Origin of the sequence: Bradyrhizobium sp. NP1 (genome assembly GCF_030378205.1) — a bacterium.
In the GTDB taxonomy this organism is placed as follows: domain Bacteria; phylum Pseudomonadota; class Alphaproteobacteria; order Rhizobiales; family Xanthobacteraceae; genus Bradyrhizobium.
Map to the genome: position 1 here is coordinate 207,108 of NZ_CP127385.1, position 14,980 is coordinate 222,087.

Annotated in this window: 15 protein-coding genes; 8 read left to right on the forward strand and 7 right to left on the reverse strand. The window is 64.0% G+C overall.

Going from position 1 to position 14,980, the window contains the following annotated elements; genetic code table 11:
* Positions 1–15: 15 nt before the first annotated feature.
* Positions 16–720: a Tim44/TimA family putative adaptor protein gene (locus tag QOU61_RS00990; protein WP_289656295.1), complete on the reverse strand. Its 705-nt coding sequence runs from the start codon at positions 718–720 to the stop codon at positions 16–18.
* A 420-nt stretch (positions 721–1,140) separates the two neighbouring features.
* Here QOU61_RS00990 and secB point away from each other — a divergent pair, with 420 nt between their 5' ends.
* Entirely contained in the window at positions 1,141–1,629 is a 489-nt protein-coding gene (gene secB / locus QOU61_RS00995; RefSeq protein WP_289656296.1) for a protein-export chaperone SecB, read from the forward strand.
* 51 nt (positions 1,630–1,680) lie between these two features.
* Here secB and dnaQ read toward each other — a convergent pair whose 3' ends face one another.
* From dnaQ to QOU61_RS01015, 4 genes are all read right to left on the reverse strand, one after another.
* Positions 1,681–2,382 carry a DNA polymerase III subunit epsilon gene (gene dnaQ / locus QOU61_RS01000; protein WP_289656297.1) on the reverse strand — a complete coding sequence of 234 codons (702 nt, stop codon included), beginning with the start codon at positions 2,380–2,382 and terminating at the stop codon, positions 1,681–1,683.
* Positions 2,383–2,565: 183 nt separating this feature from the next.
* A complete protein-coding gene (gene coaE, locus QOU61_RS01005) occupies positions 2,566–3,165 on the reverse strand; it encodes a dephospho-CoA kinase (RefSeq protein ID WP_289656298.1) in 600 nt (199 codons plus the stop codon).
* A gap of 14 nt (positions 3,166–3,179) precedes the next feature.
* Positions 3,180–3,788 carry a Maf family protein gene (locus QOU61_RS01010; protein WP_289656299.1) on the reverse strand — a complete coding sequence of 203 codons (609 nt, stop codon included), beginning with the start codon at positions 3,786–3,788 and terminating at the stop codon, positions 3,180–3,182.
* Between the two features lie 81 nt (positions 3,789–3,869).
* Complete coding sequence (locus tag QOU61_RS01015) at positions 3,870–4,700, reverse strand: pyruvate, water dikinase regulatory protein (protein WP_289656300.1); 831 nt, start codon at positions 4,698–4,700, stop codon at positions 3,870–3,872.
* A 430-nt stretch (positions 4,701–5,130) separates the two neighbouring features.
* Between QOU61_RS01015 and hemJ the strand changes: the two genes are divergently transcribed.
* From hemJ to QOU61_RS01050, 7 genes are all read left to right on the forward strand, one after another.
* On the forward strand, positions 5,131–5,553 hold the full coding sequence (gene hemJ, locus QOU61_RS01020) for a protoporphyrinogen oxidase HemJ (protein ID WP_289662145.1): 423 nt from the start codon (positions 5,131–5,133) through the stop codon (positions 5,551–5,553).
* A 260-nt stretch (positions 5,554–5,813) separates the two neighbouring features.
* On the forward strand, positions 5,814–7,079 hold the full coding sequence (rho, locus tag QOU61_RS01025; protein ID WP_289656301.1) for a transcription termination factor Rho: 1,266 nt from the start codon (positions 5,814–5,816) through the stop codon (positions 7,077–7,079).
* A gap of 293 nt (positions 7,080–7,372) precedes the next feature.
* Entirely contained in the window at positions 7,373–8,686 is a 1,314-nt protein-coding gene (gene mnmE, locus QOU61_RS01030; RefSeq protein WP_289656302.1) for a tRNA uridine-5-carboxymethylaminomethyl(34) synthesis GTPase MnmE, read from the forward strand.
* A gap of 173 nt (positions 8,687–8,859) precedes the next feature.
* Complete coding sequence (gene mnmG, locus QOU61_RS01035) at positions 8,860–10,743, forward strand: tRNA uridine-5-carboxymethylaminomethyl(34) synthesis enzyme MnmG (RefSeq protein WP_289656303.1); 1,884 nt, start codon at positions 8,860–8,862, stop codon at positions 10,741–10,743.
* Positions 10,744–10,760: 17 nt separating this feature from the next.
* Positions 10,761–11,429, forward strand: coding sequence for a 16S rRNA (guanine(527)-N(7))-methyltransferase RsmG (gene rsmG / locus QOU61_RS01040; RefSeq protein ID WP_289656304.1), 669 nt, complete (start codon positions 10,761–10,763; stop codon positions 11,427–11,429).
* A gap of 15 nt (positions 11,430–11,444) precedes the next feature.
* Positions 11,445–12,296: a ParA family protein gene (locus tag QOU61_RS01045; RefSeq protein ID WP_289656305.1), complete on the forward strand. Its 852-nt coding sequence runs from the start codon at positions 11,445–11,447 to the stop codon at positions 12,294–12,296.
* A 135-nt stretch (positions 12,297–12,431) separates the two neighbouring features.
* On the forward strand, positions 12,432–13,319 hold the full coding sequence (locus QOU61_RS01050) for a ParB/RepB/Spo0J family partition protein (RefSeq protein ID WP_289656306.1): 888 nt from the start codon (positions 12,432–12,434) through the stop codon (positions 13,317–13,319).
* Positions 13,320–13,349: 30 nt separating this feature from the next.
* Here the strand turns inward: QOU61_RS01050 and holA are convergent, their stop codons facing one another.
* Complete coding sequence (gene holA, locus QOU61_RS01055; protein WP_289656307.1) at positions 13,350–14,378, reverse strand: DNA polymerase III subunit delta; 1,029 nt, start codon at positions 14,376–14,378, stop codon at positions 13,350–13,352.
* A 4-nt stretch (positions 14,379–14,382) separates the two neighbouring features.
* Complete coding sequence (lptE, locus tag QOU61_RS01060) at positions 14,383–14,952, reverse strand: LPS assembly lipoprotein LptE (protein WP_289656308.1); 570 nt, start codon at positions 14,950–14,952, stop codon at positions 14,383–14,385.
* Positions 14,953–14,980: the final 28 nt, after the last annotated feature.

Genomic DNA, 14,980 nt, shown 5'->3' on the forward strand with positions numbered 1-14,980 from the left:
CGAACCGAACCGATGCTAGTGGGCGCTACCCGTCCCAACCAGCTTCCAATTCGGGTCGCGCGAATTCGTGTCGCGAGCGAATGTCCAGACATCGGTGATATCGGCAACCTTGTCCGGATTGCCGTCGACAATGGTGCCGGCCTTGTCGCGGGTGACGGAAATCATCTGCGACACGAAACGAACGGTGAGCTGGACGGTGCGGTCGCGGGCTTCCGCGCCCACGAGCTCCGCCTTGTCGATCGAGACGAAGCGCGTCTCGGTCTTCTGCTCGTGCTTCTCGCGATCCTTGATCGCGGCGTCGAAGCTTTCATAGACCTCCGGCGACAGGAGATCGCGCAGCGCGCGGCGATCCCCGTTGGCAAAGGCGAGCACGATCATCTCGTAGGCGCTGCGCGCGCCTGAGAGGAAATGCCGCGGATCGAACGAGGAATCGAGCGTTGCGACGGCGTCGAGCCCCTGGGCCAGCGACGTGCCCGGCTCGGCGATGCTCTTCCACCGGTCGGTCGGCGGGGTGACCTCGGCGCTCGGCGCCAGCGGCGCCTGGTCGATCACCTTGCCCGGCATCGGCACGACATTGGCGTCCTGCGCGCCTTGCACCGCATTGCGGGCGGCGCGATCGAACGGCGGCCGCTCGCTGCCGGTGCGCTGCCCGAGGACGCTGCGCAGGCGCAGGAAAATGAACACGGCCAGCGCCAGGAAGATGATCGTATAGATGTCCACGTCGTTTCGCTTTCTGGTCTCTACCGGCAACGGGCTCGGCGTGAGAAGCGTTCCCCGCATTACAAGGGAACGGCAGAGATTACATCATCGATTCAAGTCCGCCCGATGTAGGCACGAAATCTTGCTCGGCCAATGGCGTTTATCGTCACGGGATTGTAGCGCGTTTTAGGCGTGAGGGGAAACCCGTTCCTGCCTGGAAATCGCGCATATTCAATCATTTAACCTTGTTGCATCGTGAGCATTCCGGCATTCCGGCCGCTGATAACCGTTAGGGCATTTAAGCGGCCAAGCGACGCGGGCTTAGCTTGTGGAGCAAGGCGGGCCTATGATAGCCACTCGCCCCGACGGCCGCATTTTGGCCTCCCGCGCGCCCTTCAAAACCGAAAACGGGCCTGATGCCCGCGCCCCAGGAGACATTCGATGACCAACGGCAACGGCACTTCTCCCGAGGCGGCCCCTCCTCCGCAGCTCAACGTGCTGGCGCAGTACACCAAGGACCTGTCGTTCGAGAACCCGAACGCCCCGGCCTCGCTTTCACCGCAGCCGCAGCCGCCCCAGATCAACATCCAGATCAATGTCGGCGCCAACAACATCGCCCAGAACGAATATGAAGTGACGCTCTCGGTCGAGGGCAAGGCCGAGAACGCCGGCAAGCTGATGTTTTCCTTCGAGCTGATCTACGCCGGCGTGTTCCGGATCGTGAACGTGCCGCAGGAAAACCTGCATCCGCTGATCATGATCGAATGTCCGCGGCTGTTGTTCCCGTTCGCCCGCGAGATCATCGCAACTGCGGTGCGCGACGGCGGTTTCCCGCCGCTGATGCTGGACCCGGTCGATTTCGTCGGCCTGTACCGCCAGAATATGGAACGGCAGGCGGCCGCGCAAGGTGTCGGCGTCAAGCCGAGCTGATTGCCCGGCGCGATTGCGGCCGAAAAAAGCCGGACACCCGTTTATCGAACGTCAGATCCGCTCCACCAGGAACTCGTTCCAGATCGGCTTGTCGCCGAGCGTGGCGATGAAGGCGCGGTGCGCCTCGCGCTCGGCGTCCGTGAGGCGAGGAACAAGAGGCGACGGCCGCTGCCGGCGCGGCATGTCGCCGGACATGCCGATGCGGATCTCGCGGGTCTCCGCTGCCAGGATGAGCTGCGACTGCCGCGCCCCGATCAGGTCGATATAGACTTCGGCCAGCAGCTCGGCGTCGAGCAAGGCGCCATGCTTGGTGCGGCGGGAATTGTCGATCGCATATCGCGAGCAGAGATCGTCGAGCCGGTTCGAGACGCCGGGATGCTTGCGCCGCGCCAACAAAAGGGTGTCGACCAGCCGGTCGCGGGTGATCGCCGGCCGCTTGATCCGATCGAGCTCGGCATTGATGAAGCTGATGTCGAACGAGGCGTTGTGGATCACCAGCGGCGCGTCGGCGATGAAGGCGAGAAAATCCTCGACGATCTCGGTAAACAGCGGCTGGCCGGCCAGGAATTCGGTCGACAGCCCGTGCACGGCGAAGGCTTCCGCCGGCATGTCCCGCTCGGGATTGATGTAGCGGTGAAACGTCTGCCCGGTCGGCATGCGGTTGAAGATCTCGATGCAGCCGACCTCGACCAGGCGATCGCCCCGCAGGGGATCGAGGCCGGTGGTTTCGGTATCGAGGACGATCTCGCGCATGGGTCTTTCGAAAGATACTAGTGTGGAGGTTCGGAAGTTCTCTTCATTTGTGCAGCGAGTTCGTCAAGAGAACTTCCGAACCACCAGAATTATAAGCTTGCCAGTGTCCCTTCAAATCCGAAGTTCGCAAGAGAGCCCGCCGCAAAATGATGCGAACCTCGGACTTGGGACACTACCGACGAATCAGTTCCGCCGCCGCGGCATCTTAGCAACCTCGCGCAGGATGTCGCGGATTTGCGCCCGCACGGGGTCGAGCCCGTGCGACGTATCCACGACGAAATCCGCGCGCTGGCGCTTCTCGGCATCTGGCATCTGCCGCGCCAGGATCGCGTCGAGTTTCGCATCCGTCATGTTGTCCCGCGACAGGATGCGCTGGCGCTGGTTTTCCGGCGATGTCGTCACCACCGCAACCGCATCGACCCGCTTCTCGCCGCCGGTCTCATAGAGCAGGGGAATATCGACCACGGCGACCGCCGCGCCGGAGCGCTCTGCTTCGTCGAGAAACTGCTGGTGATGCGCGCGCAGCATCGGATGCACGATCGCCTCCAGCCGCTTCATCGCCGCGGGATCATGCACGACCTTGGCCGACAGCAGCGCGCGGTCGACCTTTCCGTTGACGGTGGTTCCGGGAAAGGCGGCCTCGATCGCCGGCGCCGCCTCGCCTTCGTAGATTTTATGGACGGTGGCATCGGCGTCGTAGACGGGAACGCCCGCCTCCGCGAACAGTTTTGCGGTCGTGGACTTTCCCATCCCAATCGACCCGGTCAAACCAAGTATTCGCATTCCCTTCTCTCTGCTCATACCGCCAGCAACCCCTCGCTGCGCAGGAAGCCGAGCAGCGGCAGAAGCGGCAGGCCGAGGATCGTGAAATGATCGCCTTCGATCCTCTCGAACAGATGCACGCCAAGTCGCTCGAGCTGATAGGCGCTGACACTTGCCGTGACTGCTTCGCCCGCCGCATCCAGATAGGCCGCGATTTCGCCTTCGGTCAGCGATCGCATGGTCATGCGTGCCACCGCAACCGTTTCGAACAGGATCGCGGTATCGCGCGCCACCGCAACCGCGGAGTGAAGCTCATGAGTCCGGCCGGCTAGGTCGCGCAATTGCGCCGCGGCCTGTGCGCGGCCGCCTGGCTTGTTGAACAAGCGACTGCCCAGCGCAAGCGTCTGGTCGGCGCCGACGACATGACGTCCGGGTTTTTGCGCACTTACGGCGAGCGCCTTTTCGCGCGCCAGCCGCGACGCAACTTCGCCTGGACCTGACAAGCCTGCCGACTGCTCAATCGCACGCTCGTCGATATCGGCCGGCACGGGCTCGAAGCGGATGCCGGCATCGGCGAGCAGCGTCTGCCGTGCCCGGCTTTGCGATGCCAGGATCAGGGGCTCGGTCCCGCGCCAGATCGTCATCGGCTGGTACCCGGTTTCCGAAGTTCGCGAGTCACTGCGGCAATCTCTGTGGTGGACTTCAAATCGGCGGTGCCAGTCACTCTACCGATGCCGCTGCCGGTCGGTATAGAGCTTCAGGATGGCCGCCGCGGTTTCCTCGATCGAGCGGCGAGTGACGTCGAGCTGCGGCCAGTTGAATCGCGCGCTCAACCGCCGCGCATAGGCGACCTCGTCGGTCACGGCCTGCTTGTCGATATATTCATCGCTGCCGGAACTCGCGCCCATGCTCAACAGCCGGTTCTGCCGCACCTGGATCAATCGTTCCGGTGTCGCATGCAGGCTGACCACGAGCGGCTTGGTCAGGCTCTCGAGCTGCCGCGGCAGCTGAATACCCGGCACCAGCGGCACATTGGCGGTGCGGATGCCGCGGTTGGCGAGATAGATCGAGGTCGGCGTCTTGGAGGTGCGCGACACTCCAACCAGCACCACGTCGGCGTCTTCGAGGCCTTCGACATGCTGACCATCATCATGAATCATCGTGTAGTTCAGTGCGTCGATGCGCTTGAAATATTCGGCGTTGAGCACGTGCTGCGCGCCGACCCGGCCTGCGGTCGCGGCACCCAGATAGGCCTCGAACAACTGCATCACCGGCCCGATGATCGACAGGCTCGGGATGTTGATCTCCTTGCACTTCGATTCCAGTCGGACCACGAGATCCTTTTCCAGCAACGTGAACAGCACGATGCCCGGCGCCTCCTCGATCTCGTCGAGCACGCGGTCGAGCTGCTTCTGGCTGCGCACCAGCGGATAGACATGCTCGACCGGCGTCACATTGGCGTATTGCGCGGCCACCGCGCGCGCCACCGTGATCAGGGTTTCGCCGGTCGAATCAGAGACCAGATGAAGGTGAAAATAGTTGCCTGTCGTGGGCACGCTGAACCTGTATCCGCTGTGAATCCTTGTGGAGCTCGGTGATGAGAATCGACCGCATCCTCGCTGCTTTGGGACAACCCCGTCCGTTCTTCACACCGCCTCGGGAAAGGAAAACGCTGCGCGGCTTCGGAATGATAGTGGGGTTACCCCGACTTGTCTCTGTATAAGCTCTGGATGAAACGCGGCAAGCCGCTGATTGCAGGATGGTTCTCCGGCTCGTCGCCGGCGGGGATGGCGCCGTTGAAGGATGTGAACAAGCGACCGGCATCGATCGGGCTGTCTTGCGCGAGTGCAATCCACCGTCACTAAAGACTCAAACTTCAAGATTCTAAATTTAGTTAAGGAAGGCTTGCATTGGGGACAGGCCTCGGCACAAACGGATGGTGAGGTTGCGGCATCGATCGCGATGCGCCGCGCCGGCGAGGTACCCATGTACGAGTGGATCAAGGCGCTGCACATCATTGCCGTCATCTCCTGGATGGCGGGCATGCTCTATCTGCCGCGGCTGTTCGTCTATCACTGCGAGGCCGAGCCCGGCTCCCGACAATCCGAAACATTCAAGGTGATGGAGCGTCGCCTGCTCAAGGCGATCATCAATCCCGCGATGATCATGACCTGGCTTGCCGGGCTTTACCTCGTATGGGCCGGGCACTGGTATCTGTCCGGCTGGTTTCACGCCAAATTCCTGCTGGTGCTGGTACTATCCGGCGTTCACGGTTTTTTTTCTCGCTGCGTGAAGGACTTCGCCGCCGACCGGAATACCCGAAGCCAGAAATTCTACCGTATTATCAATGAGGTGCCGACACTGCTGATGATCTTCATCGTGGTCTTGGTGGTCATCAAGCCGTTCTGACAGGCAAACCCGCTCAAAGCTTCCGCACAGCGGCTGCTTGCGAAGCGAAAGGCGATTTTCTATATTGAGGCTATCCCCACCCCACGCAGGCGGATGTGGTCGCGTTCCGGTTCCTTCAAGCGAGCCGGCCGCCGCATCAGGTTTGAAGCCTCTCCGGCGCTTTCCTTGCTTAGACCTGCGGACTCCTCACCTTTTGTGTCCGCTTTTCCCTAAAGCCACCTCGCAAATCTCCCTACCAGTTACCCCACAGGACCACCCCAATGCGGGAAATTAAACTCCAAGACCTCAAGACCAAGACGCCGGCCGAGCTCGTGACGTTTGCGGAAGAAAATGGGGTCGAAAACGCCAGCACCATGCGCAAGCAGGAGCTGATGTTCGCCATTCTCAAGAACCTCGCCGCCGCCGAGACCGACATTGTCGGTGAGGGCGTTGTCGAGGTGCTGGCCGACGGTTTCGGCTTTCTCCGATCACCTGATGCCAATTACCTGCCGGGACCCGACGACATCTATGTCTCGCCCTCGCAGATTCGCCGCTTCGGGCTTCGCACCGGCGACACCATCGAAGGCCATATCCGCAGCCCGAAGGAGGGCGAGCGCTATTTCGCGCTGCTGAAGGTCAACACGCTGAACTTCGAGGATCCCGAGAAGTCCAAGCACAAGGTCAATTTCGACAATCTGACGCCGCTGTTTCCGGACGAGCGCTTCCGGCTCGAGATCGAAGACCCCACCCGGAAAGATCTTTCGGCACGCGTGATCGACATCGTGGCGCCGATCGGCAAGGGCCAGCGCGCGCTGATCGTCGCGCCGCCGCGCACCGGCAAGACGGTGCTGATGCAGAACATCGCGCATTCGATCACCGCCAATCATCCCGAGTGCTACCTGATCGTGCTTCTGATCGATGAGCGCCCCGAGGAAGTCACCGACATGCAGCGCTCGGTGAAGGGCGAGGTGATCTCGTCGACCTTCGACGAACCGGCGGTGCGCCACGTCCAGGTCGCCGAAATGGTGATCGAGAAAGCCAAGCGCCTGGTCGAGCATGGCCGCGACGTCGTGATCCTGCTCGATTCGATCACGCGGCTCGGCCGCGCCTACAACACGGTTGTGCCGTCATCCGGCAAGGTGCTGACCGGCGGTGTCGACGCCAATGCGTTGCAGCGACCGAAGCGCTTCTTCGGTGCGGCGCGCAACATCGAGGAGGGCGGCTCGCTCACCATCATCGCGACCGCGCTGGTCGATACCGGCAGCCGCATGGACGAAGTCATCTTCGAAGAGTTCAAGGGCACCGGCAACTCGGAGCTGATCCTCGACCGCAAGGTTTCGGACAAGCGCACCTTCCCGGCGATCGACATCTCGCGCTCCGGCACGCGCAAGGAAGAGCTGATCACCGATCCGCAGGTGCTGAAGAAGATGTATGTGCTGCGCCGGATCCTCAATCCGATGGGCACGATGGATGCGATCGACTTCCTGCTCGACAAGCTGCGCAACACCAAGAACAACTCGGAGTTCTTCGACTCGATGAACACCTGATTCGCTTGTCGCGAGCGATTTTGGCGGGGCGCCTCTCGATCGGGAGGCGCCCTTTTTCGTGGATCGAGGGTGGCTGCCTATGCTGCAAAAAAGATGCAGCAATCGATGCCCCGGCCTGGTGCCATCAGTCGTTCAAGACTTTGATTTGTTTATATATTTTGCGCGTTCGTTTAAACCGCGAATGATATCAGCCGCTGCCCTGTGATGTTGCAGCGCAATACGGGACGAAAGAGGCGATGCGGACGCTTCCTCAAATCGCATTGCATTGCCTTGAGGCCGCGGACAAATAGGCCATGCATCCACGCGACCAGACGATCTTTGCGCTGTCATCCGGCCGGCCGCCGAGTGCGATCGCCGTCGTTCGCATATCAGGGCGCGAGGCCGGTACGGTGCTCGCGAAGCTCATCGGCAAAATTCCGGCATCGCGCAGGGCGACGCGTGCCGTGTTGCGCGACGCCGATGGCGAACCGATCGATGATGCGATCATGCTGTGGTTTCCGGCACCCGCCAGCGCCACCGGCGAAGACGTCGCCGAGCTTCATGTCCATGGCAGCCGAGCGGTGCTCGCAGCGCTGTTCGAGCGGCTCGCGCGAATCGAAAATGTCCGCGCCGCCGAGCCCGGCGAATTCACCCGCCGCGCCTTCGAGAACGGCAAGCTCGATCTCACCGAGGCCGAAGGGCTGGACGATCTGATTCACGCCGACACCGACCGACAACGCCGCCAGGCGCTGCGTCAGTTGCAGGGACTGCTCGGTGACAGGGCGCGCGACTGGCGCGAGCGCATCATCGCAGCCCAGGCGTTGTTCGAGGCCGGCATCGATTTTTCCGACGAGGGCGACGTGCCTGCTGCGTTGATCGCGCCGGCCATGGCAAAGGTCAAAGCGCTGCTCGGTGAGATCGAAGAAGTGCTTGCGGCGCAGGGGCGGGGTGAACGGCTGCGCGACGGCCTCGTGATCGCAATCGCGGGTCCGCCGAATGTCGGCAAGTCGACGCTGATGAATCAACTGGCGCGGCGCGAGGTGGCGATCGTCTCGCCGCATGCCGGCACCACGCGCGACATCATCGAGGTGCAGCTCGACCTCGAAGGCTATCCGGTGATCGTGATCGACACCGCCGGCATCCGCGAGACCGATGACCCCGTGGAGCAGGAGGGCGTGCGGCGGGCGAGGGCACGCGCGGCGGAAGCCGACCTCGTGCTATGGCTGACCGACGCGACCCGGCGCGCGGACGCGGCGATCGCAGGACATGCGCCGGCCTGGATCGTGCGCAACAAGATCGACCTTGATCCGGAGGGGGCTCGCGAAGGCTTCGCGATTTCCGCGAGCCGAGGTGACGGGCTGTCCGAACTGATGGCGGCCCTGGTTCGCTTTGCCCACGATTTCTTCGGAGAGATTGAGAGCGGCGTGATCACCCGCCAGCGGCAGCGAGACTTGCTGCAGCAAACGGCCGACGCGCTTCGGCGCAGCCTCGGGGCGATCGACCAGGGCGAGGAGCTGGCGGCGGAGGAATTGCGGATCGCGGCCTACGCCCTGGGGAGGTTGCTCGGCCGGGTCGACGTCGAGGACATCCTGGACGTGATCTTCCGCGAGTTCTGCATTGGAAAGTAGCACTATCGCTTCGTTCAACCGATTGATGAGTGGTTAAGGGATATGGTTAACGCCGTGTTTCACGTGAAACATGGAACCGGTGTTTCACGTGAAACAGCCGCGCGGGTCACGAAATTCATCCGTTTCACGTGAAACGTCTTCCGGCCTTTGCCTCCGCGCGATAGAAGGGCGCCATGCGCGCCAGTTCGGATTCCTTTGACGTCATCGTTATCGGCGGCGGCCATGCCGGCTGTGAGGCCGCGGCGGCGGCTGCGCGCATGGGCGCCCGAACGGCGCTGGTCACCCACCGCTTTGCGACCATCGGCGCCATGTCCTGCAACCCCGCGATCGGCGGCTTGGGGAAGGGCCATCTGGTGCGGGAGGTCGACGCGCTCGACGGACTGATGGGCAGGGTCGCGGATGCCGCAGGCATCCAGTTTCGCCTGCTCAACCGACGCAAGGGTCCGGCGGTACGCGGTCCTCGGGCACAGGCCGATCGCAAGCTCTATGCCGCCGCCATGCAGGCCGCGCTCTCGGAGACCGCCAATCTCGCGATTGTCGAAGGCGAGGCGGATGACCTCATGCTTGTGGACGGGCGTGTTGCCGGCGTTCGGCTGGTCAAGGGCCGTGAACTGAGGGCGGGCGCGGTCGTCATTACCACCGGCACCTTTTTGCGGGGCCTGATCCATCTCGGCGAGAAGAACTGGCCGGCGGGACGGGTTGGCGAAGCGCCGTCGCTCGGACTTTCAAAATCCTTCGAGCGCGCCGGCTTTTCGCTCGGCCGGCTGAAGACAGGTACGCCGCCACGGCTCGACGGCACCACGATCGACTGGTCGGCGGTGGAGATGCAGCCGGGCGACGATCCGCCGGAGCCGTTTTCGGTGCTGACCGAGCGCATCACGACGCCACAGATTCAGTGCGGCATCACGCGGACCACGGAGCAAACGCACCACGTGATCCGGGCCAACGTGCATCGCTCGCCGATGTATTCCGGCCAGATCAAGAGCACCGGTCCGCGCTATTGCCCCTCGGTCGAGGACAAGATCGTCCGCTTCGGCGATCGCGACGGTCACCAGATCTTTCTGGAGCCGGAGGGGCTGGACGACACCACGGTCTATCCCAACGGGATCTCGACCTCGCTTCCGGAGGAGGTGCAGCTCGCGCTGCTGCCGACCATCCCGGGGCTGGAACGGGTAAAGATGGTCCGGCCGGGCTACGCGATCGAATACGACCACGTCGATCCGCGCGAGCTTGATCCGACCCTGCAGACCAGGCGCGTGCCGGGGCTTTTCCTGGCTGGCCAGATCAACGGCACGACCGGATACGAGGAGGCGGCGGCGCAGGGAATCGTTGCGGGTCTCAACGCGGCGCTGGCTGCGGGCGGCGGAGCGCCGATCGTGTTCGATCGCGCCGACGGCTATCTCGGAGTGATGATCGACGATCTCGTCACCCGCGGGATCACCGAGCCCTATCGGATGTTCACGTCGCGCGCCGAGTATCGGCTGACCTTGCGCGCCGACAATGCCGATCAGCGCCTGACGGAGAAGGGCATCGCGCTGGGCTGCGTCGGCACCGCCCGCAGCCGATATCACCGGACCAAGATGGCGGCCCTGGACGCGGCAAGGCAGCTGGCGAAGTCTCTCACCATCACACCGAACGAAGCCGCCAAGTTCGGGCTGGCGCTCAATCGCGATGGCCAGCGTCGCTCGGCCTTTGAACTACTGGCCTATCCCGAGGTGGGCTGGATCGACGCTGCCAGGATCTGGCCGGAGCTCGCGGCGATCGAACCGGGCATTGCCGGCCATCTCGAGATCGACGCCAAATATGATGTCTACCTCAAGCGCCAGTCTGCCGATGTCGATGCCTTCCGGCGCGACGAGGGCCTGCTTCTTTCGGACATCGACTACGCCGAGGTGCCTGGGCTCTCCAACGAGGCGCGCTCGAAGCTCCAGCAAGCGCGACCGCACACGGTGGGGCAGGCGGGCCGGATCGACGGAATCACGCCGGCTGCACTCGGCATTCTCGCCGCCTATCTCCGTCGCGAAGCCCGGCGCAAGTCAACGAAGGCGACCGCCTGAGGGCGTCGGCGTTTCACGTGAAACACACATCCTCAGGTCCAGCCGCATCCGACAAAGCTACCGCGCTGGCGCTCACCCCCGTTTCACGTGAAACAGAGGAGCGCCTCGATCGCTATGTTGCCCTGCTGCTGGAATGGCAGGCCAAGACCAACCTGGTCGCGCCCTCGACCCTGCCTCATCTCTGGACCCGGCATGTCGCCGACTCACTTCAGCTTCTCTCGCTCGCGCCGGATGCAAAGAGCTGGGTCGATCTCGGCAGCGGCGGCGGCTTTCCCGGCGTCGTGCTTGCCTGCGCCATGGCCGGGAAGCCGGGCGCGATGGTTCATCTGGTCGAGCGCAACGCCAAGAAGGCGGCCTTCCTGCGCGAAGCCGTCCGCATCACAGGCGCGCCTGCGACGGTGCACGCGGGCGACATCGCGGATATTGTGGATAGAATCAGTGGCCGGATCGATTGCGTCACCGCCCGCGCGCTGGCTCCGCTACATCAGCTTATCGGCTTTGCCGAGCCGCTGGTCGGAGAGGGCGCCAAGGCGTTGTTTCTCAAGGGTCAAGATGTAGAGGCTGAATTGACCGAGGCCACTAAATATTGGAAGATCGAACCAAAGCTTCATGCCAGCCGCAGTGGCGGACAAGGCTGGATCGTTGAGCTCGACCGGATCGAGCGACGCATTCCCTCCGCCAAGTAACAATGGCGATCGCCCATGACTGTAATTGACAAGGTTTATCAAGAGGATAGAGCGCCACAAGCCGCCGGCCATCCGCGCATCCTGGCGCTCGCCAACCAGAAGGGTGGCGTCGGCAAGACCACGACCGCGATCAACCTCGGGACGGCGCTGGCCGCGATCGGCGAGCGCGTGCTGATCGTCGATCTCGACCCGCAAGGCAACGCCTCGACCGGGCTCGGCATCGATCGCCGCAATCGCAACTGCTCCACCTATGACGTGCTGATCGGCGAAGCGGCCCTTCGCGAATCGGTGGTTGCGACCGCGGTGCCGCGGCTTCATATCGCACCCTCGACCATGGACCTGTCGGGACTGGAGCTCGAGCTCGGCACGACGCCGGGCCGCGCCTTCCGTCTGCGCGATGCGATCGCGGCGCTGAACACCAATGCGAGCCCCGACTCCGACTACACCTATGTGCTGATCGATTGTCCGCCCTCGCTCAATTTGCTCACGGTGAACGCGATGGCGGCGTCGGACGCGATCCTGGTGCCGCTGCAATGCGAGTTCTTCGCGCTCGAAGGTCTGTCGCAATTGTTGCAGACGGTGGAGCAGGTGCGCACCACGCTCAACCCGAACCTGTCGATCCACGGCATCGTGCTGACCATGTTCGACTCCCGCAACAATCTGTCGAACCAGGTGGTCGCCGACGTCCGTCAGTTCATGGGAGCCAAGGTCTACAACACCATGATCCCGCGCAATGTGCGGATCTCGGAGGCGCCGTCCTACGGCAAGCCGGTGCTGGTCTATGACCTCAAATGCGTCGGCAGCGAAGCCTATCTGAAGCTTGCGACGGAAGTGATCCAGCGCGAGCGCGAGCTGCGCACGCATTAGCCGACATGACGTCCTTCCGGACGAGCCGCGCAAGCGGATCGATCCGGAATCTCGAGATTCCGGGTTCGCGCTTTGCGCGTCCCGGAATGACTGAAGCAGATGGGAGTACTGCGAGTGAATCCGAGGGAGCTGGCGATGGCCGATGAAGCGCGTTCGCGTCTGGGTCGCGGTCTTGCAAGTCTGATCGGCGATGTCGGCGGCGAGGCGGCCCATGTCGAGCGGCCGCGCGCGCAACGCAAGGTTCCGATCGAATTCCTGAAAGCCAATCCGCGCAACCCGCGGCGCAGCTTTTCCGATACCGAGCTCGGCGAGCTCGCCGATTCGATCCGGCAGCACGGCGTGATCCAGCCGATCGTGGTGCGGCCGGTGAAGGGCGCGCAGGACCGCTACGAGATCATCGCCGGCGAGCGCCGCTGGCGCGCCGCGCAGGCCGCCGGCCTGCACGAGGTGCCGATCGTTCCGCTCGATGTCACCGAGAGCGTCGCGCTCGAGCTTGCGATCATCGAGAACGTGCAGCGCGAAGATCTCAACCCGATGGAGGAGGCGCAGGGCTATCACGCGCTCGCCGACGAGTTCAAACGCAGCCAGGAAGACATCGCCAAGATCGTCGGCAAGAGCCGCAGCCATGTCGCCAACATGATGCGGCTGACCAAATTGCCGGCGGAGGTGCAGGCCTATATCGCGTCGGGAAAATTGTCGGCCGGACACGCCCGCGCGCTGATCGGCGTGCCCGATCCGCTGGCCGCCGCCAAGCGCATCGTCGAGGAAGGCCTCAACGTGCGCCAGACCGAGGCGCTCGCCCATGAAGAAGGCGTACCGGAGCGCAAGGCCCAGAAGCCGCGCGGCGCGACAGCCGCCAAGACCAAGGATGCCGACACGATCGCGCTCGAGAAGCGGGTCAGCGACGCGCTCGGGCTTGCCGTCAGCGTCAACCACCGCGATCCCGGCGGCACGGTGCAGATCAGCTACCGCAACCTCGAGCAGCTTGACGAGGTGATGCGGCGGCTGGCGCGGAGCAGCTAGCGTCATCGGCCCTTGCGTTGCGGCACATCTTCAACCTCGCCGTCTCGCATTGACCGCGATCGAGAGCAGCGCGCGCTGCGCGATCGCGGCGGCAAGTGCCGGCTGCTTGCGCATGTCGAAAGCCGATGTCGCAAGCTGCTCGATCACGGTGGCGAGGCGCGGCGCGCTGAAATTGCGCAGCGCCGTTTCGACCGCGCCTTTCCTGGAAAAATGCAGCCGCGGGTAGCCGCCTTCGAGTAGGCTTGAGAGCGGCGTGCCGTCAGCAAGCGCCAGCGCCGATTTGTGCAGCCACGCCGCCTGGCGCTGCGCGGCCGAGATGATCACCCCGGGATAGGTGCCGGCGACCATCGCCTTGGCAAATTCGCTCTCGACCAGCTCCGGCTTGCCGGCGAAGGCGCCGTCGACGATCGGATCAAGCTTCAGCTCGGAGGCGTCGGCGACGACCGCCATGACATCGTCGAGCGTCACTTCGCCGCGGCCGTGCGCGAACAGCGTGAGCTTGCGCAGCTCGTTGCGCGAGGCCTGGCGGTCGCCGCCGAGCGAGGCCATCAGGGTCGCGCGGGCGTCCGGCGAAATGCGCAAGCTGGCGACCTTCAGTTCGTCGTCGATCAGCTTTGTCAGATCGCGCTCGGTGTCGGGATAGCAGGCGATCGCGACCGCGTTCTTGGCGCGCTCGCAGGCCTTGCGCAGCGGCGATTCAGGCCTGAGCTCGCCGGCCTCGATCACGATGCGGCAGTCCTTGACCGTCATCTCGGCCAGCGTGTCGACGCCGCCGGCGAAACTGCGCGAGCCGGCGCGCACGCGGATGGCGCGGCGTCCGCCGAACAGCGGCACGGTCATGGCCTCGTCGACCAGCCGTGACGGCTCGGCCGCGAGCTCGTCGCCATCGAGCTTCACCAGCGAGAACGGATCATTGGGATCGTCGACCGCATCGGCCAGCAGCGCGTCGGCGCGCTCGCGCACCAGGCCGGCGTCGGGTCCGTAGAGCAGGACGATCGGGCGGCCGGCGTCGGGCCGGGCGAGGAAGGCGTCGATCTCCTTGCCGCGCAGCGCGACCACCGTGTTACGTGCCGGCGGTGAAGAACGAAGCGAGGCGGGTGCCGATCTTGTCCGCGATCTCGTGCGAAGCGCGATCCTCGGCGTCGCGCAGGGCGCGGGCGCGGGCGAAGCGCTGGTAGGAGCCGGGCATGTCGTAGGACACGCGCGAGAACGTCGTGCCTGACATCACCGATTTGTCGGTCGCAAGCTCGACCAGATTGTACTGCAGGTCGATGCCGACGGTTTCGCTGGTCGGCAGGCCGGTGGCGAGATCGATCATCAGCGAGGTGCGGCTGGTGGTGAAGCGCATCACCAGCTTGTAGAGCGGCGGCGCGCCGGTCGCGGTGCCGTAGAGCTTGAAGGCGAGCGCATTGCGGATCTCGACCTGGATGCGCGCCTCACGCGACGCGTTGGGCTTGTCGACCGGCGGCAGGTCGACGGTCATCAGCTTGTCGCGCAGCGCCGGCGTCCCGTCGCTGTGCTCCGCATACATCGGCTGGAAGCAGCCCGCCGTCAGCGCCGCCAGGGCGGCCACGGCCAGAAGCCGGGCGGCGATGCGGAAGCTGGCGCCCGCTTTCCGAAGTTCGTCAATCATCGCGGCATCCCCTGGCACGAACTTCGGA